This is a genomic window from Paenibacillus sp. NPDC058071, from assembly GCF_042885235.1.
Lineage (GTDB): Bacteria > Bacillota > Bacilli > Paenibacillales > Paenibacillaceae > Pristimantibacillus.
In genome coordinates this window covers 363,855-388,354 of record NZ_JBHVSK010000002.1, presented here as the reverse complement: position 1 = coordinate 388,354, position 24,500 = coordinate 363,855, and the positions used below count along the sequence as shown (strand labels likewise).

At 48.0% G+C, this 24,500-nt stretch carries 15 protein-coding genes; all 15 read left to right on the top strand.

Going from position 1 to position 24,500, the window contains the following annotated elements:
- Positions 1–2 precede the first annotated feature (2 nt).
- On the top strand, positions 3–1,766 hold the full coding sequence (locus tag ACFVTB_RS04535) for a hypothetical protein (protein WP_387745817.1): 1,764 nt from the start codon (positions 3–5) through the stop codon (positions 1,764–1,766).
- Between the two features lies 1 nt (position 1,767).
- A complete protein-coding gene (locus ACFVTB_RS04530) occupies positions 1,768–2,838 on the top strand; it encodes a hypothetical protein (protein ID WP_387745814.1) in 1,071 nt (356 codons plus the stop codon).
- A 120-nt stretch (positions 2,839–2,958) separates the two neighbouring features.
- Positions 2,959–6,528, top strand: a complete 3,570-nt coding sequence (locus ACFVTB_RS04525; RefSeq protein WP_387745811.1) for a LamG domain-containing protein — start codon at positions 2,959–2,961, stop codon at positions 6,526–6,528.
- Positions 6,529–6,926: 398 nt separating this feature from the next.
- Positions 6,927–11,012: a hypothetical protein gene (locus ACFVTB_RS04520; RefSeq protein ID WP_387745808.1), complete on the top strand. Its 4,086-nt coding sequence runs from the start codon at positions 6,927–6,929 to the stop codon at positions 11,010–11,012.
- A 13-nt stretch (positions 11,013–11,025) separates the two neighbouring features.
- Positions 11,026–12,135: a hypothetical protein gene (locus ACFVTB_RS04515; RefSeq protein WP_387745805.1), complete on the top strand. Its 1,110-nt coding sequence runs from the start codon at positions 11,026–11,028 to the stop codon at positions 12,133–12,135.
- A gap of 40 nt (positions 12,136–12,175) precedes the next feature.
- Positions 12,176–13,024, top strand: a complete 849-nt coding sequence (locus tag ACFVTB_RS04510) for a hypothetical protein (protein WP_387745802.1) — start codon at positions 12,176–12,178, stop codon at positions 13,022–13,024.
- A gap of 22 nt (positions 13,025–13,046) precedes the next feature.
- Complete coding sequence (locus ACFVTB_RS04505; RefSeq protein ID WP_387745799.1) at positions 13,047–16,025, top strand: discoidin domain-containing protein; 2,979 nt, start codon at positions 13,047–13,049, stop codon at positions 16,023–16,025.
- 5 nt (positions 16,026–16,030) lie between these two features.
- Positions 16,031–16,459 (top strand): hypothetical protein, encoded by a 429-nt coding sequence (locus ACFVTB_RS04500; protein WP_387745796.1) that lies wholly within the window; start codon positions 16,031–16,033, stop codon positions 16,457–16,459.
- Between the two features lie 137 nt (positions 16,460–16,596).
- Positions 16,597–20,430 (top strand): hypothetical protein, encoded by a 3,834-nt coding sequence (locus ACFVTB_RS04495; RefSeq protein WP_387745794.1) that lies wholly within the window; start codon positions 16,597–16,599, stop codon positions 20,428–20,430.
- Between the two features lie 129 nt (positions 20,431–20,559).
- Positions 20,560–21,357: a helix-turn-helix domain-containing protein gene (locus ACFVTB_RS04490; RefSeq protein ID WP_387745792.1), complete on the top strand. Its 798-nt coding sequence runs from the start codon at positions 20,560–20,562 to the stop codon at positions 21,355–21,357.
- Positions 21,354–22,070: an ATP-binding protein gene (locus ACFVTB_RS04485; RefSeq protein ID WP_387745790.1), complete on the top strand. Its 717-nt coding sequence runs from the start codon at positions 21,354–21,356 to the stop codon at positions 22,068–22,070. Before ACFVTB_RS04490 ends, ACFVTB_RS04485 begins: the two co-directional genes overlap by 4 nt.
- Positions 22,067–23,329 (top strand): DnaB-like helicase C-terminal domain-containing protein, encoded by a 1,263-nt coding sequence (locus ACFVTB_RS04480; protein ID WP_387745787.1) that lies wholly within the window; start codon positions 22,067–22,069, stop codon positions 23,327–23,329. Before ACFVTB_RS04485 ends, ACFVTB_RS04480 begins: the two co-directional genes overlap by 4 nt.
- Before the next feature lie 67 nt (positions 23,330–23,396).
- On the top strand, positions 23,397–23,726 hold the full coding sequence (locus ACFVTB_RS04475; RefSeq protein WP_387745784.1) for a hypothetical protein: 330 nt from the start codon (positions 23,397–23,399) through the stop codon (positions 23,724–23,726).
- Positions 23,723–24,325: a peptidoglycan recognition protein family protein gene (locus tag ACFVTB_RS04470; protein ID WP_387745781.1), complete on the top strand. Its 603-nt coding sequence runs from the start codon at positions 23,723–23,725 to the stop codon at positions 24,323–24,325. Before ACFVTB_RS04475 ends, ACFVTB_RS04470 begins: the two co-directional genes overlap by 4 nt.
- Entirely contained in the window at positions 24,316–24,498 is a 183-nt protein-coding gene (locus tag ACFVTB_RS04465) for a hypothetical protein (RefSeq protein ID WP_387745778.1), read from the top strand. The genes ACFVTB_RS04470 and ACFVTB_RS04465 overlap by 10 nt, the downstream gene beginning before the upstream one ends.
- Positions 24,499–24,500: the final 2 nt, after the last annotated feature.

The following is a 24,500-nucleotide window of genomic DNA, read 5'->3' as shown; positions in this document are numbered from 1 at the left end:
CATTGCCAAGCAGAAATGTCGCCTATATTGAAGGCGAGACGCGCGCGGACAATATTATTTATGCGCTGGCTGACGAAATTACCGGCGCTGGCTGGAACGGCAACGACGGCAAACCGGTGGAGAACCGCTGGGAAGAAGTATTTAGGCAGGACCCTGATGTATGGGTTACGTATTCAGAGAATACGAGACCTAACATTATAGGCGTCTACAAGCATACGGACGGACTCAGCTATCTGGTCTACACCGTAACGCAAGAGCTCTCGACATTGCTCAACGCTCCTGACGCGAATGGTTTGATTCCTTCCAATATTGCCAATCCGGCAAAATTGAAGGTAACGGGTTCGACTACTTACAAGGACAAGCAAGGCATTGACCGGACGGTTAACGTTGTTGGGCTGCTAATTGTAAAGGTTCCCGAAGGATTGAAAATCGTTAAACAGCGCAGGAAAGAGCTCGATCAGTCGATCGTTGAGGATTTGAATTGGAACGAGTTTGAAATTGACGGCGATTTGCCTTCTGATATGGTCGGATGGGATTACTTTATCAGCAATGGTTCGATGAACATTGCTATTAGACCTATTTCAGGGGGGCCGCACCCTTATGCAGTTCCGCAATACAAATTTACGGAACGATATTATACGGCTAATCCGGTTCATTTCTATGAGAAAACGGTTGTTTTAAAAGCGGTACCGGATGATACAAACGGTACGAAGTCAATGGACTCATATTTCGTTATGCTGAAGCAGCCGAAAGAGCAGTTCAACTATTTCGATATTCGTTATGGCAAAGGTTTTTCGGGAGAGAATCTTACCGGAAATGCCGCCGAAACTTATCGGCGGGCCTGCAAGGCGGATACGGTCAAACCCAATGCGGTACCGGTCATTATCAGTCAGCTCGAAGCGGAGGCAGCCTACAAGAGGCAGCAGGTAGGAACGGGCTTTGTAGGACCTCACGAAAAATGGGAGATTGATATTGACGGCGTTACGGAGATTAAGAGCCCGCCGGCACACTATCATTTTGGAGCGGATTCTGTCGTTTCTTGGGTGCCTTATAAGAAACGCCGGCCCGATTATTACGTATCCTACCATTTATCGATCTCGAATAGCCGGATAGCGATTGTCCTTGAAGGCGATCCGTCTCCTGATATGGATGGCTACTATCGCTCTTTTGCCTATATTGGACGGATCACGCCGATTAACGACCACGATAACCCGAACAATTTTGCGTTAACGGTAGGGATGGGCGATTTGACGGCTCCGAAAACGGGCTTTGTCGTAGCCGATATTAAGCAGGATACAAACCCGACCTACGCGGGCTGGGGAAGGTATACCTCGAACGGCATGTACTCCGTATCGATGATGGCCACACGTGCTAACGTTTTCTTTCAAGCGCATTATCCCGCATTCATTACTGAACTGCCGAATTATCCGAGCATCGGTACGCTGCCGCCGGAACTGTCTAAACTATTAGTAGAGAGAAACGGCTATCAAATGTCGAACTGGACGGAAAAGTATCACGGCAGTCCGATTTACTTGGCTCACCAGTACGAGGGCTATCGGGGCCATATGGACAGCGTGGTAGCGGTCAACGATCACAATCTCATTAATTTGGACGAGCTGGTCGTCGACACAGAAGAACCGAAGCCGGGCGGCGGAACTTGGACGGAAGTCTATAAGTTTTTCAGCCTGAATACCCCGGTATCCATGTTTGATCTGTCGGCAAATCCCAACGGCATGACAGTAGCTATTCTTAAGGAGGTAAAATAAAATGGCAAATTTTAAATACGTAGAGCATATCACAACTTCGCAGGATCTTCTGGGAACCCTGAAATCGGCGCTGACATTCAATGCCTTTGACTTCAACGCATCGGCAGGCGAGACAGAGGAAAAGAACGCTTGGAAAATCGTTAACGAAGTTCCTGATCAGGCAACTGGCAAAATCAAAGAGCTGGTCATTGAAGGCACAGCGAAAATCGGTACGACTGGTACGAAAGTATTCCAGGTTAAGCTGACGAACCCGGGCTTTGCAACGCCTGCAAGCCATAGCTCGTTGATTGTTCAACAGTTGAAGGATTTCGACAAAGGAACGGCAACCGAGGCCGGTCATCCGGTTAAATACGAATGGGCCAAAGAGAATGCGACGCCGAAAACAGATCGCGATATGACCAAACCGGTTTATATGTACTTGAACATTATGAACAACCGGTTGGCGATGATCCTTGTAGGCGATCCGGCCATCAACTTCGAGGATTATCGTAAATCCTTCCTGTACGTCGGAGCGATCAAGCCGTTCAAATACAACGAGAACGACGACGTTGCGGGCAACGTGCTGCTTACGGCGGGTTCGGTTACAGCAGAGCCGACAGCACCGGCCGCCGGTTACGATTTCGGCCAGTATACCTCTTATGGAAACAACACCTTCCAAATGTTTATGACCAAATCGGGCATTCGCTTCCAGAAGCATTACCCATCTTTCATTACGCAAGCTCCGCAGCCGGGTAAAGCGTTTGTGGATCCGGTTCTGAAAGACACCGGCCTTCTGCTTGAGCCTCAAGGCTTCAACGCAAGCGCATGGTCCAGAAAATACCACATGTCCCCGATCTACATCGTGCATCCGTACGACGGCTACCGCGGACAGCTGGAGTATGTCATTTCGGTATCGAAAAACAACATCTTGCATTTGGACGAGCTGATTGTCGACATTCCGGACGGAACAGCAGGCAAGAAGTGGAAGCAAGAGGTTTATCGTTACTTCGATCACAATACTGAGCAGAACTTCATGAACATGTCGGCAAACGTCAAAATGGGCGTTGCTTTCCTGAAAGAGGTTCGTTATTAATTTTTCTTTTTGCGAGGCGGCGGGTAAAGAAGCTGCCGCAGCTTCCGTATAAATCTTTGAGGGAACTTTCAGAGCGCTCCTACCTCTGGAGTTCCCTTTTTTATAGAAAGGCGGGGCAAGATGGAGACTATTCATCACTATCGCTTGAAAGCTGTCGACTTTTGTACCTCAAATAACGACTATTTTTTTAAGGTAACGATGTATCGCGACGCTTCCGAAGCCCATTATAAATTTGCTTATGTTCCGATTAACATGTTCCCGAGCGTTCTGATTACCGACTTTTTATTGGCCCGCAGAGATGGGATGAAGGCGGAGCTGCTTGAGCCGCTTCAGGAGGCGCTTCGTTCCGATTTGCAGTCCAAGCCCGGCTTTATTGTCGTTGACTCGCAAGAAGCTGCAGCCAATGCTCGGCGGGATGCTTTCGAATTAGTAGAGAATCGTTGGGGAACTCGACCGAAAGCTAATAACGGTGTAGAGACGAATGAGCTGGGGGCTTCGGCCCGGCCTATCGTGGAGCGGGATTTTAGAGTGTTCAGAGAGGTATTTCTGACACGCAAAGAAACAGACAGGCGAGGCCGCATTCTTGACCGCGCACCGCTAGCGGCAAGAGTGATCGGCGACCGCTTGCATTTAATTCGCATAGACAGTGCTTCAAGGAAAACAGCAGAAGATACAGTTATTCATTCGGCGCTTGCAGAAGCCATTCGGAATAGGACCTTCGAGCTGCTAACCGCTTCAGAAATGGAAGCTGGGGGCAGAGACAGGAACGAAATAGCGGCTGTATCCAGTACGTTTCTTGAAGCTCTCAGGCATATATTGGAGCCGTTGGTCGTTATGGAGGGGCCGATTAGTGCATCGCGTAAAAACGACACAGCCGCATACTTGCCTTCTGTTCCTCTTAAGCATGCTAAACGCGATTGGCGGGGGAGACTGCATCTCTCGAAAGAAATGCGTGCGACATTCGACCGCGTAAGAGATCGTGTTTTTGTACCGAAGGAACACCCGATGGGGAGACTGCTTTACAGGGCTTATCCTTTTTTGATGCATAAAGAAATACGCGCGGAAAGAGATTTTCGGTTCGCTTTAGCGGTTGATGCCAAGCTGCCGGAGGCTGTACGCGTTAACGGCAGACAAGGCGCAATTGAGAAGGAGCGATTTTTCTTAAACCGAATCAGGCAGGCAGCCGCTGCGCTTCATCGGATTGACTCGGCGGCTCGTACTAACCGCCGCCATTCGCTTGTCGTTGAAAGCGAGAGGTTCCAAGGAACTCGGACGCATTCTTTTGAAGGCTCCATACGGAAGGATTTAATTCGAGGTGAACGGGATCGGAATCAACCCTTTTATGTTCATCAATCTGATGAAGTTAATGGCTTCAGACGAACGGATAGCGGTTTATACTTGCTCAAATCCAAATCGTTCGGAGAGAGAGAGAAGGAGCAACAGCTTGCTGTAATCAGCGAGACCTTCACAGGCTCTCGTGAATTGGAAAGAGAGCTGTATTTGGAGAGCGTTGCTTATCGGGCATCCCGTCGAAGCGACCGACCGGCGTTTCTGGAGAAAGACGGAGTAAACGATGGCGGCGAGAGAGGGCCGTATGAAGGCCATTATGAAGAAGACGATCCTTTCGGAGATAAGTTCATTTATCCCGAGTATGGATTTATTGAAGAAGCCTTGCTCGCTCACGTTGAGCGGTCAATGAACGGCTCCGTTGACAGTGACGTTTACGAGGGACAGCTCGGACAGAAAGAGCTTTACGGCATGAGCATGGAGGAGATTTTCTGGGCTAATGTACTTCGTGAGTTTCCAGCTGCTTTCTTAGAAGACTTGCTCGGCGGCAAAGGCTTTTTGGCGGAAATTTTCGAGGACCTGCTGCTTGGCGACAGAAGCTTTGACGAGAAGGGCTGGGTGGATTACGCCGAGCAATTCGGTATTACGCTGCCACGTACAGGTGATATTAGACCCGAATTTCTGGTTGGGGCGAGGGATAGGCTGACAGCGATAATCGAGAGCGGAATCGAGACAGGCTCTCGGAATACGATGCGCGGCGAAGGACTGTTGGATGAAGCGAATACCGTAGCGCACACAGAGTCCAAACGATCGGGAGAAATTACATTCGATCAGGAGCTCGGCTCTATCTCCAAGGCGATATCCGCCGTTGTCTTGTCCGAGGATACGGCAGGCTTTACTGAGGCGCAGCCATCTTTTATTGAAGACGGCTTACAGGGACGTTCTAAGAAAAGAAAGGCGCATATATCCCGCGAAAAGCTAGCGGTGAAGCCGGAACGCGATGCCCAGCTTGAAAGCGGGGCAGGCCTGGCCCTCAAAGAGACGGAACGACAAGCCTCGACGATGAATGATCCGCTTCAGGGCGGCCAGCCGGGGAGAGGAGCTCATCTCAACGAAGGGCAGGAAGGCAAGAAAGTGGAAGGCGGCTCCGTTATGGAGGAGGAGCTGCTTGGCAAAGAACCGGAGCGGGACGCTCATATTGGAGACGGAAAGGCAGCTGTGAGGCAAACGGCCTCCGGCCTATATGAGGAGGGCTTGTCAGGGCTGCTTGACTTGCGTGGCGCAGATCATATGGACGGCCTAATGGGCGAGCTGCAGAGCCGTCTGGCTACTCTTTCGGCGACTTATATTTTCGGTACGCAGCCAAGTACCCGTGCCGCCAGTATTGCCGATATATATTGGCTTGGAGCAGAGTCGATTAGAGACGGATATCTCGAGCCCGAAGAGCAGCCGAAGTACTCAAGACTTGCTTTGCGCCAAGCAATTGTCGGCGAGCAGATGTTTGCTTACGATCCTGGACGGGCTTCGGAGATGGTCGAGCACATATTGGGCTTTACGGAACCGTTTGCGTCTGATTTGCCCGAAGAAGTGATTGCGAAGAAAGAGCGCCATCCATCCGATATCATTTCGCCAGTTATTGCCGATCGTAAGCCGCATTATGTGGATCTCATTACGCAAATTATCGGCGATAAAAAACTGAGCGAGGCGATCATTGAAGATTATCTGCTCGCGCAGAAGAGGCGGAAAGAAGGGGTCGTTCCCGAGGTTCTAGTAGGTAAGGAGCAGCTTAAGCAAGCGCTGCTGGAGCAGTCGCTGGAAGGGCAGAGCTTTGTCTACGATTACAACAACGACGACATTCTGTATGAAGGCGACGATCCGGAATTTTGGGAGGAGGGCTTCGGCGTACCGGAAGTATACGATCCTAAGAATCCGTTCAACCCTTATTATCCATGGGCAGTGCCCATAAACAGCCAGCAGCTTCATGCGGATAAGTGGAAGCGGTTCGGCGTCGGAGAATGGTCGTGGGATAAAGATAACGGCCAGTTCAAGGCCGTTTCCGCCCAACCTGGCGACGGAGGCTATGTTCGAGAGCATTTTGCCCACTCCGAATATCTATTGCATGTCGACTTCCGGGTGGAAGGAGCCGGTGAGTCGGAGGCAGGCGTTGTTTTCAAGTATTTCAATGATAGAAATTATTTAAAATTCACGGTATACGGCGGCAGTGGCGACACAAGGAAGATGGGGCTGCATAAAGTCGTCAATGGGGTTTCGGCTTCGCTTGGAGCACCGATGAACCCGTTCAATTGGTCACAGGGACAAACGTATCGGCTTGAAGTATCGATCATTGCCGACCGCATAAGGGTTAAAGTGAACGGAAGGCTGCAATACGATCTTATCGATTAAGAGGTGAAGACGTGGGACATACATTCGGAGTTTTTACTAATGCACAAGGCAACGTCGTTTTCGGAAATATGAAAGCCGAGATTGTTGGAGATATAACGAATCCGAATCATCCAGACAATCCGGATTCGCCTAATGCGCCTCGGGCAGACCGCTATCCCGGCTATCAAAATCCTCTGTTGGGCGACGAGGGGAACGGCAAAATCGGAAGGTGGCAGCAATTGAATCTCGATGCGCTGGAGACGGTCATTGATCAAATGATTGAACAATATTTAAGAGACCGCACCTGGTATGGGAAGGTCAGGTGCAGAGAAGCGTTGTGGAATATGTACCGCCGTCTGAATTGGTGGTTGGAGCAGCAGGTCGATCCGGATAAGAACGACTACCAGCGGGCGGTTCAAATGATTAAAGACTGCATAAACCATATCCTTGAGGAAGCGCAGGACCCCGATCTGGCGCATAACGTCTCGCTGCCGCTATGCCCGGCTCCTTATTTGCACCCGTATCGAGGGGATTATTTCAATCATTTCGATGGGGTTGATCGTGAAGTATCGATGTTCGACAGCCGGAAAATTCCGTTGTCGGACAAGTTTCCCGGCTTTTTCCGCTATGTATCTTCCTCGGAGGATCAAGAATGGGAGGTTGTGCATTCGACAGGCGCGCGGGAATCGGACGGTAACGAAACGATTATGAAGCTTTCGCTCGAGCGTCTGCTCTACGGCAATTCTTCGAAAATCACCTTTGATTGGCGGTTTAAAAAGAAAGGATTTATCCGGTTTAAATATTTCGCCAACGCTGATGCAGGCAACGGACTCGCTTTTTTTATCAACAATAATCAAGTGGGCGGCGAGTGGAACCGCTCGTCCGGCTGGCAGGAAGCGAAGTTCAATGTATCGCCAGGGCAAACGTACAAGTTCGATTGGCTGGTGCGCAGGCAAACCGAGCGATCTTGGGGGAAGAATGCGATCTACATTAAAGACGTAGAGTGTGTAGAGGTGATTACTAGCTTGGACGCGCCGGTTCCTCCGGATTACGATACGTTGGGGAGCGAAGCGTATTCTGATCCGCGTTTCGACTGGATTACGTTTTCCAAAAGCAGTGTGATCCGCACGCATTTCGATGGAGTTGTAACCGAGGGGAATCGGGAACGGACGCTTGTTTACGATATGGATAATGAATGTGACGGCGAGATTTCGTTTGCATATCGGATGGGAGCGGCGCTTCCATCCTCCTCATTTGAGTATCACTTAATGTATGTGGACAATTTGAGCAGCCGCACACAAGAAGCTAAAGGCAATCACGACAGTTTGGCTAGGAAAAATCATGACGGCCATTGGAGCGGTAATAGCGATGGCTTGTCTACTAAAGCAAATGCGGCCAAAATTACGTACGAACTGATGGCCGCTGACGGATGTGTACTGGATGCACGAGGGGTAGTGGAAATCAAATGCCCTGACAAAGTGGTGGATCATTACTCCGCAGAAGAGATTTTCTCAATCCAGAGCGGCGGCTGGAGCCGTTCGGGAAAGTGGCAGCAACGTGACGGTCACTTTGTATTGGTAAATCCAGAAGAAGGCGTCAGCGATTTGACCGCTCAGGTGTCGCTTCAAGACGATGGATGGTTTACATTTCATTATACCCATGTTTTTCGGCCTTCGGAGAGCTTGGAGGTTCTTGTAGACGGCATCTCTGTTTCTCATACGAATGGAAGCTATAGCCAAACCCGAAACATCCCTTTAACTGCCGGGGAGCATACAATAACATTCAGAGTTCATGATTTCTATACGGAGCAGCCATTACGCTACGATTTTCTCCGATTTTATACGTATGGCGAATCTACGAGCGGCAGATCGTTTACGACGGAATCTCCGCTTGGCAGCAAAGCGGAAATTATAAGGAATTGGGATGTAACGGATTCCGAAGCGAGCACCTTCAGTAACGGTCAATCGATTGAACATATTGTAACCTTAAACCCGGGAGCAGAGTTCCAACTGGATGAGGTTGTCGAGTTTTACCCTAACCCTAATCTTCGGGAACAATATTATAATCCGGTTTTGGACGAGGAGTTTAACGTTGAAAACGTGCACCCTAATGTTCGATTTACCGGGCCATGGGAGTGGGAGGATATTGTTAAACGTAAAAATCCTTACGGAAGCGGCGATGGAATCTACAAGATTGAGGGAGTTAAAGGGGACCACACGGCTCAAACGTTCGTTAATGTTGGACGAGGCGGATATGTCACCTTTCAATACGGTGGAAAATATGGAAAATACGATTACATGGCGCTCTATGCGAATGATGTACTGATTTGGAAAGGGAGAGAGAGTTCTCAACTTGAGGATACGAACGTCAAGGTACCTCTTCCTCCCGGAAGCTATATGTTGAAGTGGGTATATCATTGCGCAGCAGACTGGGAAACGCTTTATCCGGAAACGCAGCTTCCGGAAAATCCTTATGGCGAGGTATGTGCTGTACACGGAAATAGAAACTATCCAATTGCTTACGACACATATTCAGACAAAATATTTACAGAGCGGGGCTCTCGTTATTCTTTGAGCGGGAAGTCTATGACACCGGGCTCAAGCTCACAAGTCTCGGATAAAGACGGAGCAGTTGTTGAGCGTACTATTTACAATACATCAATAGCAACAACTGACTTTAGTGAAAAGCTCTATATAGAAGCCGGTAGAACCATCGCCGAACAAGGGAATTATCCGGTTGATTTTTCTATAGAGAGATTTGATCAAAGTACTATGTTCGCAGGCGATGGGTATTACGCACTCGATGTAATATCGGTTATTCCACCTAATTCAGTGGGCTGGAGAACGTCCTCTTTCTATGCAGACAGCAGTCTAAGAATTAAATTTGAATATTTGGCATTTTTAAAGGATGTTAAGTACAGAGGTAACGGTACAAATAAATCAGGCAGGGATACGAGATACAGAGCGGAATGCTTTGTCTACCTCATAGAGGAGGCAACGGGGAAAGTAGTAGAGCGCCTGTTAAATATTTACGAAAATGTTGGTGTAAAACAACAACATAAACAGATTAAGGATTGGAGTAAATGTGGTGTATATAATATTCCGGTTTCAGTTGCTCCAGGACGATATTATCTTAAATTTGTATTGCAAGACGTCGTAAGCGATAACGATAGGGATGATGAAAATTTCCCTTACTATGCCGCATTCAGGGGCTTGTCTATGACATGTAAATATGTCCGTTATTTACCGGGATATGATAATACCCGAGTTCGAGTAGATCTTGTCAATCAGAAAACGGGCAAGGTTGAAAACAGTACCATTTACGGAGCTAATGGAAACAAATCAGCAGAATACAATATCAACTTTAATGGTTTAAGCGCTGACACGCCATACTCGATCCGGTATACCTTGTTAAAGGGAAAAGGCACGACTCATGGGATCAATGGAAGTGGCGGCGGCTTCCGCGTTAGCGGTGGGGTGATTAAGGAGCAATGGCAGGCGTACTGTAGTCATAATGGGAAATATTATCCGTTAACGCAATCAACGAAGCACCCTTCGTCCGCTCCCTCCCAGGTTCAAGTGCCGCCGATTACTGCTCCTTGGGGCTGGCTGGATTTAATTCGGGTAAGGGAAGCTAACTTTCCCGTTTGTCCTGATACCAGTGTTCGCGTTACCGTTCGAGAAGGTAATAAGCTAATAAGCTCTAGAGAATGGAGAAATAGCGGGGAGTTGACGACGACAAGTGTAAAAAATACGTCGGATACGGTCCAAACCTATGTAGTCCGGCAAGAATTTCATTCAAGCTGCGGCGACGGGGCTGCATTACGTAAAGGAAGAATCATATTCAGGGACGTTTCGCTGCTGGAACCATCTTCCGTCACTTTGAGCGCGTTTTCCGTAATTGACAACCATCCGGTTTATAAAGGCGGATGTGATGGCAGTTCTGTCAAGGTAAAGGTAACGGACGAAAAGGGGACAGTTATTAAAGATTTTGGTGATTTTTACAACGAAGGATGGCATGGGTTTTACGTTAGCGATCTTCCGAATCGGCCTTATTCTAAATATAAGATTGAGATTGAAACCAATCAAAGAGGTTCTGGCCAATATTTAACCACATTTAGTCTTCTCGATTTCCGAGTATTCGAGAAGTGGGCCAACATCCCTGATCCGTTCAATGGAAAATTGGATTTTTATATCGATGGGGAATTGAAAGGCACTTACAAGAATGTTAATCAGACTTTGACCGTCAATCACCCGTTGCCAAAGGGAAAGCATGACTTGAAATGGGTGTTCACCGAGTTAGGATCGGGCAACTCCTATGATTTTTGCGACTTGGATTTAATAAAATCTACCAACTGGATTTGCGATTCGGTTAAAGTTGTACCCTACTGCGATCCCGGCGGCGGCGACAAATGTGTAGAGGAACTTATCAAATGCTTGCTTAAGCTATGGAATGATCGGCCTAAAGCTTGCATGATCGGCAGAAAGGCATGGCTGTTTACGTAAAGGAGGCGAGGGAATGGGAGTCGTATCCCTCTTGAAACAAGGCTTAATTTATGAAGATACCTTTGCCGCCAGTCCTTTGGACGGGCGGTGGGAGGTCCTTCCCAACGATAGCACGCGTTTGGAGCTGGCAAATGGGCTCAAGCTGAAGCACGGGGCTTCTCCTATGTTTCTTTTTTTCGAACCTTTGACCGCTATAAAGCAATTCGTGCTTGATATTCAGAACGATTACAATCCGACGGAAGACGGAGATGTCGGCGGAATTGCAGTCTACTCGGACGAGCAGGATTATATTTTTCTGGAAGAATACTTCAATTCAGCCCAAGGGATCTCTCAAACTTACCCATGGCTGCGATTGATCAGAGATTATAATACCTATTCTGCATATTGGTCAGAAGACGGGCGGGACTGGAAACTGATCGGCATTCAGGAGTTTGACCGGCTTTCTCCGAAGATCGGCTTATTTCTGCAAGGAGACAGTGGAGAGGAACTCCTTGTCAACCGTATGAGAGTCATACAGTCAACGAAGGTCGAAGTGGGAGGTCTAGTGCCTGGCGCCGTTGTGAAGCTGAAGGATGCCGTCGGAACGGAAATTCAGTCGCGAACTTGCAAAACCTCAGAATCGAACGTTCGATTCGATATGACACATTTGCCGCTGCCGTTCGAAGGCATTCTTTCGATAACGGACGGAAGCGGACAAACGTATTCTACCTCTCCGCTTTCGATATGGGGCGGGGACAGCTATCGTTTCGAAATGACGCTTGATTTATACTTCATCGACGAGAGCGGCTCTGAGAAGCTGCTTTCCAAATACGCTGAAGAATTTCTGGGGGCTGTCAATAACGGCGCTTTTGCCGAACGTCAGCTGGTGCTTCGAGGAGAAGGTTCCTTCGAAGATGTTTTTGTGGAGCTGGAAGCGCATAACGGTACCGATCATTTTTCCCGGCTGGTTGAGCTGGCGCCGGATACGAACGGTTCTGCCGGAAACTATGGCAGTTCCGTCCTAATCGGCGATGTAGCCGATGAAGCGAGACTGTGGGTCAAGCTGTCCAGGGAGAACGATCCCGCCAAGTTCACAACCGATATCTTCTTCGGGCTTATAGTGTATTCCAAGTTTATTACTTAATACTGATTTCAACTATTTTCAAGCAAAGGCGGTGAGCAAGGTGTCCGTTAAATTATCGTTCGGCGGTGCCGGCGCGTTCAAGGATCATAACGAGCTAGCCAACAAGGGCGTCAGACCGCATGTTGAGATTGATGCCTATATGGACGAGTTGGATGAGGCCAGATCGTCATACCCTTCCATCCATAATCGGATCAATGCAATAGAACAAACGGCCGGCGACGCCTCCCAAGGATTAACGGAAGCAAAAGCGGAGCTGCTTGACATACAAGCCAAGCTCGACGAATTGGAGGAACAGCTCGAGCAGGGCGTTCCGGGATCTGGCCAAGAGGTCATTGCCGCCAGAACAGACGGCAGCAACCGGACGTTCTCTTCTCTTAAAGAACGGCTGGATTATATGCAGCAGCTTGGGGGAGGCGGAAACGGTGGTCAAGCAGGTGGCATTGCTTTGGGCTATGAAGCCTCACTTCCTGGTACACGTCCTGACGTACAACGACAATTTTCTGTTCCTTCGCATCCGGCAGGCAGCCTGATCGCATACGTTGACGGCATTCATTCGCCGCGCACGGAATTTACCGATTCCGGAACTGAGGTCGTATTTGGTTATGACATTCCGGCGGAATCTCACGTGGAGTTTATTTTGTTTGGCGGTTCCGCCTCGGGCAACCCACCAGAGGAGACGGACACGGAATACGAATATGCGGCTGACGGTTCGGTTATCCGGGAAACGGTGAAAACGGTTAGCGGGGCAATTCTGCAAACCATTGATTACGACTATTATCCTGACGGGGCTGTAAAAACAGAGACGCTGACCAAGAACGGCAGTGTCTTCGTAAAAACGTATTTCTACAGCAACGGCCGAGTAACAAAAATTCAACAACGCAAGGCGTAACTATTGAGAAGGGGGGATTCGGATGAAAAAAACGCTGGATCATATTTATGCGGTGGTGGAGCATGCAGCCGATTTACCGGCTTCCGGCGTACCGGACAAGCTGTATGTCGTTAGAACGGATGAAACTGCCGGCGGCGGAACGATCCTCTATCATTTCGACGGATCGAAGTACAACCCGATGAGCGGCGGCATTGGCGGCTCAGACCCATCATTAAACGGCCGAGTGACAGCGATCGAAAACGCGATGACAACAGCGACGCATGTTTTTAAAGAGGACTTTATATCGCAAAATCGAATCGATTTCGCCAAAACGGACGCTTCCGTTGGTACAGGCTATGTACGTACCGATCGGCTAGCCTCCTTTCAGGAGGATTATTCGACAACAAATTATGTGGATATCGCCAACTCTACTAATATATCGGTGGATACGGCAAATAAGAAGCTAGCGTTAGCGGCAGGCAATTTGTCAGGCGTAGCTTTGAGTAAAAGCATTCCGACGACTGGGACCAAGTATGCTACATTGAGTGCTTCGGTTAGACACAAAGAGGAATTGGCTTTCTCCGGACATACCAAGCTAAGTCAAAGCTATCCGCAATCGTGGCATATGGGCACAGCTGTAGTTGTAGACCGCAGTAGTCGGACCTGGCATTTCTGGTTTATTTCATCGGTTGGTATCTATCTGCGCTGCACAAATGAAGATGGAAAGATTGCCTATGATGGGCTTGTTCTTCAATCGACTGATTTTGTTTATCATGCCAATGGTTATAGCAGCAGCATTGCAGTAGATTACAGTAATAGGATATGGCTGTCGGCTGTCGTTTGTTCTGCTAGTGTTTATAGATCCATCCTTTATGGATTTAATCCCGATTTTACGTCGGTTGGAAGCTGGCCTTTGCTTTCTAATTCCTCCAACTATGTAGGATTTACAAGCTTATATTTGGATAGATACGATCATTTATGGGTGTACTATGGAGCAAACGTCAACTCAGCTTATAATAATTTTCAAGTTTATGATGTATCTCAAAAGGATATCTCATTACATGTCACCCAAACAGAAAGAGTTCATGGTGGAATAACTATGGGGGCGGTTAAAATTGTTTACGACAGCACTAGAGATAGAATGATATTTCTCGGTCATGGAACTGGTGGCGGGCACGCTATACGTTCCAGTGCCTGGAGCATAAGTGGCGCTCAATTGGTATCCTCCGTATCTATAAGCCTGTCTTCTGCTACGGTACATTCTATCAATGCCGTATACGACGCCAAACTGGATCGTATAATCGTTTTTAGTTTTAGTTCGGGAAAAATTCATATCGTTCATCTTAACCCGCAAACTTTGACACAAGTCTGGGCCGGTGTGATCAATGACTCACTCAATTGCGTAGATGCCCCAATTTCCGTACTGATATCGGGGGATGCTTTTATGCTTGCATATTCTACTACAGCAGACAGCGCCCAGAGCCGTACGATTCATGTCATCGGAGTCGATGCTTACGGGGTGACGGTCGTTCCAGATATGCTTGCAAGCGGCAATATATCGAATCATTATCACCCTACTATTTATAGGAGCCCCAATGGAACGATAAAAGTAGCTTATAGTACGCTGCGCTACGGCACAACGCTTATGATTGAGGATGCCAGCTATCAGAATGTTTCTTCAACGGTAGAGTTCCATCTCTCTAACGACGGCGGTACTACTTGGAGAGCAGCTCTTTCAGACCAACAAATCGAATTTCCGACGGTCGGTTCTCAGCTTCGGATTCGAGCAGCACTGAAGGCGCCTCAGCTAGGCTTCTCTCCGGAAATCCTCTCGTATTCGATAACCGAAGGCAATAACTCTACTAACCCGGGTACCACCAGAACCTTTATCAGTACGTCCCTGCCAAGCGTTTCTCCCGTCGGTAAAGCAGTGCTTGCGGCTGATACGGACGTTTCTGGAGGTGGAATAATCGAATGGTATGTGGCTAATGACGGCGGCTACAATTGGAAACCAGCCATTCCAGGCCAGACGGTTTCTTTCCCGGACTTAAACAGCGATCTGCGGGTAAAGGCAATACTGCATTATCCTATTCTAGCCAGCAAGCCACCTGTCATTACAGGGTACAATGTCGCCAGCTACAGCTCTATCGTTCAGTCTGATCTTGATACGCTGCAGCAAAACCTTGCTCTAACTAATTTTAAAGTCGATACGCTTTCCGCTGCGTCAAAAAATAATATGGTTCGCATGTTTATTGATGCCTTTAACGACGATAGCGGAATCGATGCTGCCAGATCTAGTTTTGTTACTATCAACGGCACGGTACGAGGCGGTTTGCGCGATATTTCTCCTAAAATGACCGGGCCGTCAACACCGGCTCCCTTTGTAGTAAAGCAGTCGGGCCAATATAGCAGTTACGCCGGATGGTATATGTTCGACGATTCCGATACCAGCTACTGGTATACCTATACTGCTCCAAAGCCTGCAGGAGGGCATTGGGCTTCGATCGATCTTGGCAGATCATGCAATATTGTTTCATTCCGAATTATGCCGGGCAATATTTCAGGAGGTTCAAACGGCCTCAAAGACTTCGAATTATACGGTTCGAATGATGAATCAGCTTGGACACAAATTCATAAAGCAACCAATCCGAATAACCTTGTCTATAACAATTATGTTGTTAGCAATCCTGGATTCTATCGCTATTACAGACTGAATGTCCTTACAAGTTATTTTCAGCCGGATAATGCATTGATTACATCACTTGTGCTGCAAGAGGGTGTGGATGGGACTGTTGTGAGCAAAGCAGAGCACCTTCCGATACAGCCGTCATTCGTCATCCTCACTGCGGTAGATACCGGCAATCCGAAATATTATATCTCCAGAGATGACGGCATGAGCTGGATGGAAGTAGCGAAAGGGAAAACAACCAGCTTGGCTGGGCTGCCTGCTGGATCGAGGCTTAGATATAAGATCGAAACGGGCAACGATTCTGTTCAGGCAATCGGCGTTGCGTGGAGGTGACGAGGATGAGAGAAGTCATAAATTTGTTAAGTGAAAAGGAAATAAAAGAGCAGTCCATACATCAGCGTACCCGTGTAGGCGAAATCGATAATGAAGCCTATGGCAAGTTCTCTTGCTCAGAACAAGAAATGGCTAGAAAAGCTTTGTTAGAACAACACAGCCAGCCTGTAGATTTGCCCGCCGCTCTGTCTGCATTGGAGTTCACCGTATTTGGCCTGGCAAAGATATTGTTCAAACTAACTTCGGGAGAGCCTCTTTCGGAAGCAGAGAAAGCTTATATAGGCAGGTTTCAAGAGTACGTTGAGCAGCATGAAACAACGATGGAGGCCGACGATTGGCGTATTCCTTACGCGGAATCGAATATGCTGACAGCGAAGGCAAATCGCGAAAACTATAAACAAAAGAAAAAACAGCTGACGGGCGCCGAAAAATAATTACATCTAAACGATTAAACGATCTCTATTGGAGGTCGTTTTTTGTTTGGGATTCATTTGTATTCCTGTATTTCGTATATAAGTTTGATAAATGTGAGTTATTTATATACTAGGAATCCGATAGGAGGGGACAAGCTTTGTCTATTTCATTTAAACGAGCTGGCACAGGTGTTTGGAAGGACCACAACGAACTGGCTAACAAAGGACGCTACACGCATGAAAGAATCGATCATGCAATCGAAGAGATTGACGAAGCGCGTGGAAATTACGTCAGTTTAGACGGCAGAATGACAGAATATGCGCAATCAATAGGAGATATAACCAACGAGATTGCTAACGCCAGAGGGAGCTTTGGTACTTTGCAGGAGCGTATCGATGCAGGCACAATTTCTACGGAATTCAAGAAAAAACTGAGCGACTTGGAACAGGAAATCGTGCAGGCGCGGGACATGTATCCAACGCTGGACGCTCGTCTAGATGCAATTCCGAAAGAGGGGGGCGGCCTCCCAGGAGGAAGCAGCGGAGGCAGTTCAATTGATCTTAATACCGTTCTTCATAGCTTGAAGAGCAGAACCGATCTGGCAGCTATCGAAAGCCTTCCGGCATATATTGAGCGAAATACTTTTGTCGAAGCTTTCAACGATACAAAGTTTTGGGAGCTTTCAAACTTTGCGGCAATCCGTAACGGTACTTTAATGAGAACAGCCGAGCTTTCCCTCTCGGGGGGTACACCGGTCAATGCTTTGAAATATGGACTGCAATTTCCTTCTGCAACGATTGATCAACTGGGAGGAGCGGTTTTAACAGCTACGGCCTCATCGATTTACAGTGGATACAGCTTTCCTTCGTTATTTGACGGCAATCCCCTAAGTACCAGCTATTGGCTTCAAGCTGGAGAAACTAAGCCGACTATTAAAATGCATTTTAGCAGGGCTATTGCCGTTGACCAATTTTTTGTAGTGCCTTTCGCTCGCTCCGATTCTTATGCCAGTTCTCTGACGTGGTATGCTTCAACTGATGGTATTAGTTATGTAAAAGCTTCTGAGACGCTTACGAACACAAATGCGATTAATCCGGCAGGGAAAAGAGTCGCCATGACCAATTTGCTTGGAGATACGCCGTACAGTTACTACAGGCTAGATATGACGAATAGTGGCACATGGGGAGCCTGTTTAAATGAAATATCGTTATCACTAAAATTGACAAATGAGAAAACAGTATCACAGGCCGTAACAAAAACGATCCCGTTAAGCCGTACACCGCTAGCGATGCTTATTAGTTCGGGTCCTACAGGCGGCGCAACTTATGACATTTCGTTTGACGATGGAGCAACATGGCTAAAGAACGTTGAGACGGACCGTGTGCTGGATACGAGCGGGCAAGCGGGCTTGCAGCTCCGATTCCGCATTAATCTGGTGTCAGGAGCACAGGTCGACGATTTTGCCGTTCAATGGTATGACGATAACTCGCTAATTCCGTTCCCTGTAAGCAACACTTCGTCGCTGGAGCAGCGAATTGCCTTATTGGAGAAGGAAATAGGGGAAGCAAGAGAGCCTTTCGATTCGTTGGATGCCCGACTGGATAACGGGACTGGTTCAGGCTCAGACTTGGATCATCGGGTAAAGGAACTGGAGAGTTCACTAAGTACGGTGGCTGTACCTTTCGCGGAGGATTTTAAGACCAGCAACAGAGTGGATGTTGCCAATACGACGGCGGTTGTCGGAACTGGTTATGTGCGAGTAAACCGAGACGACACATTTACAGAAAGCTTCTCGTCGACCGATCACTTGCAGCTGAATGATTCTTTATTTATAGAGGTGGACACCGTTAAGGGCGCTGCATCGCTGTCAAACGATCAAACTGACGGAGTTTTAATGAGTAGAGAGTTTGAAGTGCCTGAAAATGCCGATTTTATTCGGGTTGAGGCTTCCGCGACACATCTCAGTACCATGAATTTCTCGTCTTATAAGCGCGTTTCCGTAGAATCTGTTCCTCAATATTATCCAGCCATTGTAACGGACAGGGCCCAGCGGACATGGGAAATATGGTTCGAGCAAGGAATTGGAATAAGGGCAAGAGCGACGGATAAAAGCGGTCAAGTTGTTGTAGATAAACTGGCTGTTTCTGCATCTGCAATGGGTACGCATACATTTCCTACTAACTCCCCCGCCGCCTCGATACAGGCCGTTGTCGATATTGACAACAAAATATGGGCGGTCGTTCCTGCTCATAGATCGAACGGCTATGGAGCCATCTTTAAGCTAGTGATCTTACCGGATGGAACCGGTCAATTATCGCTTTTGAACAATGCATCTTATAATTTCAGATCCTGCGATATTGAAATGGACAATGACGGACGAATATGGTTTGTATGGTCGTATCAGAGTTATTATTATTACTATTGTGCGTTCTCAAGCGATGAGGCCGTCTACATGGACATTAAATCGGTTTCGACAAACATGTACGTAATGTCGCTCTCACTCATAAATGATTCAAAAAGAGGGGTTCTTCGGGCGCTATACACCGTCAATAATGGTACTGGTTCCAATGGAGGCCTGTATGCTATAACATTAACCTCCACTGGCGCATCCGCCGCAGTAAGGACATTTGCTTCTACGAATATGGTATCGTCTCCAACCTGGTCCCATTATGACCCGGCTCTTGATTGTATCAATGTTTTCGGTCTCAACTCCAACACGAGAGAATTGTTTCGGATTACGTTCAGACAAGCAAACGGGGAGACTCGCTTTACGGGATATAGCGAGGCAGTCGGAACGATGTCGGTTAATGTAAGAGGAGCTTATAGAAACGGCGCCTATTATTTAGTTTACGGATCTATGAAGAAGAGCGCTGTTATTCCTAGCATTAACTATTCGGTAATCGACGCCGCGAACGACAGCTTGATTATTAAAGATGCTGCCGTTAACGCGGACGTAAGCGGAAAAATGCGCGCTTACATTGGCACGGGAGGCGATGGCAACCTGATCGTCGTGTATGAAACGCAAAAGTTCGGAACGAACTTCTCGATTGAAAGAGCGGACTATCAGATGGCATCGTCGCAATTGACTGCCCTTGTTTCGAATGACGGAGGAGCTTCCTGGCTAACAGCACCTTTAGGGGATGCAATTGATTTCCCTTCTCCTGGTCGGAGAATTAAATTAAAATGGCGATTTAGCGCACAGGTTCCCTATTTCGGCCCGACTTTGCATAGCTATAGCTTTTCGACCGGGAATGCAGACGGTTTTGGAGCGACTGAGCAAGTATTCCAGAGTGCTAAGCTGCCATCGGCCAGTACGATATCGGCCGCTATCCTTCATGCTGAGCAGGATCTGTCGGGTGGGGGAAAGATTGAGTGGTTTCTGAGCAACGACGGAGGCGTTTCATGGGTTTCGGTAAACCTCGGCGAGAAGATTAGCTTTTTGAACAAGACAGGCAATGATTTTCGGCTGCGCGCAGTCATGAGCTATCCAGTCGACGGAACTAAGCCGCCTATGATCAAGTCGTACTCCGTCGTCAGCTATAACACGCTAATGGCCAAGGATGTTTCTGATCTTCAAATAGCGCTCATGCAGACCAATTTCAGACTGGCGGCTATTACGAAGGCAACTCGGTACGGTATGAAAAATGTGTGGATCGACGATTTGAACGACGCTTCCGGCTTTTCCAATCTCATCGGAATGGATATTCTGAACGGACGGCTACTATCGAACAGTTCACCATCCCAAACGTGCACAGTCGTAACGAAAGCTGAACAGACTGATATTCCGCCGACAACGGCTCTTCTAACCTTAGAGACCAAGGATTCGTTTGCGTATTTCATTTCTCGCGATGACGGGGGGACTTGGAAACCGATTGTCCCGGATGTACTCGTTAGACTGGACGATCTCCCGGAAGGCAATCAGATTCGATTGAAAATCGAAACGGACAAGCAGGGGCTGGTCATTCAGGCGCTAGGACTTACCTGGTATTAATCATATTGCATAAATATAGTAAAAGAAAAGCTCTATCAGAAAAGCTCTATCAAGGGCTTTTCTTTTTTTTTGATCGTTAAATCAATGCAAGCAATACCGTATAAGAATACGGAGAGGGGATGGAGCGGGATGGACAACGGCCATTTCGAATCGCGGTTTTTAAGTACGGAGCAAGACTTTATTTACAACTTTGGCGTGAATCGCGGACATACGCTGTCGTATTTGAAAATAAACCGCTGCTACTTCCTGAGCGCCGAGGCGAAGCAGCTGTACCACAATATATGTGATTACGCCTGGGGGGATAAAAGAAACTGCCACCCGAGCCAATCGATTTTGCGGCTAGAGCTGGGCTGGAGCAGATCTTCCATGGACAAATATATGAAGGAGCTTCGAGAGTCGGGACTCATTCACTGCGAGTCGCTAGGCGTCAATAAGCCTCTGTTATACCACATTGCGGAGCTCAGGACAGTCCCCTGCATTGTCCATTCCGAGCTCATCCATCGCGTGAAAGAGGAGTTGGGGGTAAAACCGGACGATTTTTATCCAGCGATGGCTGCATATAAAAAATTTATCCGTTCATCAAACGGTCACTATAACACTTATGATGCCGACCGCATTGCTCCTTGGTTCGCGCACTACTTCCGCGAGCGGGGGATCGCTGGCCGGACGGTGTCCGGTGCAACCACCGCTGACTTAAGGAACAAGCAAGAATTGATCGCAACAAACAATACCGTTCGAGTAGTACCCGCTCAAACAGCAAAAGGTTTGTCACTGTTAGAGAAACGAAATACGAAGCGAGTCCGAACGTTTCTAAACGGCAGGTATGGCAGAAATCGATCAATGGTTAAGCCTCATGTTGTTTCAGGAACAAATATCGGCGGCGGACATGAATACGATGAAATATTCGGGAAAAGGGATGAGCGATGAAGCCTTATAAAGAATGTGAAGATTGTATCGCAACGCCCTTCTGTAAAGTATACAGCGGTGCAATTAAGCCGAGAAATGGCTTCGAGCAATGGTGCCGCGGCAAGTACAGCCTCGATCAGGCTTTGCGTCTGGCTGATATACCGGATAACTATAGCGAAGCCAACCTGTTTCGGTTTCAGGTCGACGATCATAACGTCGCAGCTTACGAAAGCTTGAAGGAAATGGTGAACGGCATTGTCAGCGACGTTGACCAGGGAAGAAACTTTTTCGTGTTCGGATCAAAAACCGGGACGGGCAAAACGTTTTTTGCCTCATGCCTTCTTCATGCTTACATCTATAAAACATGCATGACAGAGCGATTCGATTATGAGCGCCCATTGTCGCTATTTGTTTTTTACCCAGAGCTGATTCACGATCTGCGCTATCGCCGTGACGACGAGGAGTTGGAGCGAAAGATCGACCGGGTGAAAAACGTTCCGCTGCTGCTGCTCGACGATATTGGAGCCGGAACAATGACCGACTTCTCGAGGGAACAAACTATTTTAATTTTGAATCACCGGATGAATAAACGCCTCTCGACAATTGTCACTTCCAACTACAGAGCATCGGAGCTGCGAGAAGAACATCGACTGGGTGCCAGAATTATATCCCGGCTAGTCAACAAGGCTGCTGGAATCGAGCTGGGCGGAAGAGACAGGAGGCTCGGACTATGATTGAAGAGCTGCAGCTTATTAATTATTGGCTAACGAAGAAAGAGCCTGCTTATCTTCAAAAGTTAGGTATGGATCGCAGTTATTTCATCGTTCTGCGGGACATTGTCGAGTGGATCGAGCGTTTTCGCGACAGCACCGGGCAGCTTCCTACTATTGAATTGGCTGCTACAGAGCACGAAGATTTTCAAATTTTGCGGGACTTGGATCCGGAGCCTTACTTGGTCAACAGCTTGAAAGAACAGAGAGCCTATATGGATTTTCGTCCGCTGTACGTAGAGGTCGGCAATAGCCTGAATGAAGGAGCCGATACGATCGATCAGATGCGCAAAATGCGAACTGAACTCGAGACGCTGCTAAAAGGATACGATATGCCGGGATTGCAGTCGGTATACGATTGGGCGAGCGATGCGCAGGAGCGGTACGAGCGCTACATGAAAACGCACAAACGTTCCGGCCTGGCGGGCTATAGCTACGGTATTAGGGCGTTGGACGAGGCTACAGGCGGAATTAGAAACGATGATAATATTTTGCTGGCGGGACGTATGGGTGAGGGGAAATCGTTAATCGGATCGTTTTTCGCCTATCAAGTATGGCAATCCGTACAGGCTGCCGGTCTGAACGCCCCTGTTATCTATATTTCGACGGAAATGCCGGAAGCAGAGATCAGCTACCGGCTGGATTCCATGAAGGGGCATTTCTCTAATCGCGGCTTAAATGAGGGGAAGTTGTCCGATCACACTCTATATCGTGAATATTTGGACGAGTTGTCCAAAAGAGATGGAAGCTTCAAGATCATCACGACCGAAACGTTCGGAGACCGGTCCATCACTGTTCAAGACATCCGATCCGTGATGGAATCCGAACGGCCGGCATTTATGGTTATCGATCAGCTTTACGACATTATGGACGGAACCGGAGAGTCTGACATCCGGAGGAGAATTGTTAAGGTGTCATCGGCTATCCGGGAAGCGAATAAAAGCTTAGGGGTGCCTGTGTTAAATCTTGCTCAAGCAGGCCGGGGGGCCGCGAAGGAAGCGCATAAGAATGAAAAGGCGACGCCGGAGCTGGAAGATATACAAGAGTCCGATCATCCTGCGCAGAAAGCAACACGCGTCATTACGATTCGCAAGCTGGACCAAGCGTTTAAGCTGACGCTCAAGAAGAATCGCGCGGGAGAACGGAATAAAGACGTCTATATGCGCGCGGATATAGACCGCGGTTTTTGGGAGGAAATCGACGAGAACGAAGTCTATTTTTGAGAGAGGATTTACGGGTTACAGTCTACTCTACTTATAACGAATAGACTGCAAACGAAGGGGCGAGACCATGGAAGTTGGCGTTATCGTAAGTTTGGTGAGTCTCGCAGGGGTTATTGCGACTGCTGCGTTCAATTACAGACAAAACAAAAACAACAACTCGAAGGAACTGTATGTCAGTGATAGGCAAACGGCAAAGGAAATACGCGAAGAGCTGCGTTCTGAGATCAAGCAGCTTAGGGATGAAGTGGCGATGTGGAGAGTTCGCTCCTTGGACGTCGAAGATCAGCTTAGGGAGTGGAAGGACAAGTATGCCGAGTTGGAAATCGATTATTTAAAGGCTCTCTCAAGAATTGCCGAGCTGGAAAAGCGTTTGGATGAAGGGAGGACGCCGGGGTGATTTCGATTACTGTCGATTTGATACCCATCAATCCGTTCAGTCGGGACGGGGGCAAATTGAAAGCCAAAAAGGGTATCGTTATGCATTATACGGCAAGCCCTGGAGCGCCTGCGGCTAACATTGGACGATACTTTAGCAATCTGCGACATCAAAATCCTAACGATTCTGCTAAAAATCGATATGCGGGAGCGCATTATAGCGTCGACCGTTTCACGATTATCCAAAGCATTCCAATAAACGAACGGGCGTACCATTGCGGAAGCACCAGTTACACAAAGGAAGCGTTGGACAAGCTGGGATCGTATCCGAACAATACGACGATTGGCATTGAAATGTGCATCGAGAAGGACGGCAGCATACACGAGGATACATTTCGCAATGCCGCAGACCTAGTGGCGTATCTCGTTAAAGTAAAAGAGTTTCCGGAAGTCATATTTACGCATAAAGGCGTTGTAGGGTGGAAGGATTGCCCTTTGCCGTGGGTTAAGAAGCCTTCGGAGTTTGAAAGATTCAGAAGGGCGGTTAGCGAGCGGCTGCGCCGGCGGCTCCCCCTGCACCGGCTATTCCCGAGTCTAAGGAGGATGAAAATATGGCAATGAAGCTAGAAAGCTGGGCTTGGCCCATGCTTCAACGATATTTGAAGGATGCGGCCGATCGGAAAATCATCGGGGAAGAGTGGGCTGTCAAAGCGCAAAACAAAACGATGACCGCTTCGGAATTGGCATTCATTAATGCAGTTATTAGCGGCCGCGAACGCGGCTTAAACCTATAAGG

What these genes read in the sequence shown, in the direction of transcription:
- ACFVTB_RS04525 (WP_387745811.1), top strand. Translation starts at nt 2,959, where the DNA reads ATGGAGACTATTCATCACTATCGCTTGAAAGCTGTCGACTTTTGTACC.
- ACFVTB_RS04490 (WP_387745792.1), top strand. Translation starts at nt 20,560, where the DNA reads ATGGACAACGGCCATTTCGAATCGCGGTTTTTAAGTACGGAGCAAGAC.
- ACFVTB_RS04505 (WP_387745799.1), top strand. Translation starts at nt 13,047, where the DNA reads ATGAAAAAAACGCTGGATCATATTTATGCGGTGGTGGAGCATGCAGCC.
- ACFVTB_RS04480 (WP_387745787.1), top strand. Translation starts at nt 22,067, where the DNA reads ATGATTGAAGAGCTGCAGCTTATTAATTATTGGCTAACGAAGAAAGAG.
- ACFVTB_RS04520 (WP_387745808.1), top strand. Translation starts at nt 6,927, where the DNA reads ATGATTAAAGACTGCATAAACCATATCCTTGAGGAAGCGCAGGACCCC.
- ACFVTB_RS04500 (WP_387745796.1), top strand. Translation starts at nt 16,031, where the DNA reads ATGAGAGAAGTCATAAATTTGTTAAGTGAAAAGGAAATAAAAGAGCAG.
- ACFVTB_RS04475 (WP_387745784.1), top strand. Translation starts at nt 23,397, where the DNA reads ATGGAAGTTGGCGTTATCGTAAGTTTGGTGAGTCTCGCAGGGGTTATT.
- ACFVTB_RS04530 (WP_387745814.1), top strand. Translation starts at nt 1,768, where the DNA reads ATGGCAAATTTTAAATACGTAGAGCATATCACAACTTCGCAGGATCTT.
- ACFVTB_RS04465 (WP_387745778.1), top strand. Translation starts at nt 24,316, where the DNA reads ATGGCAATGAAGCTAGAAAGCTGGGCTTGGCCCATGCTTCAACGATAT.
- ACFVTB_RS04485 (WP_387745790.1), top strand. Translation starts at nt 21,354, where the DNA reads ATGAAGCCTTATAAAGAATGTGAAGATTGTATCGCAACGCCCTTCTGT.
- ACFVTB_RS04515 (WP_387745805.1), top strand. Translation starts at nt 11,026, where the DNA reads ATGGGAGTCGTATCCCTCTTGAAACAAGGCTTAATTTATGAAGATACC.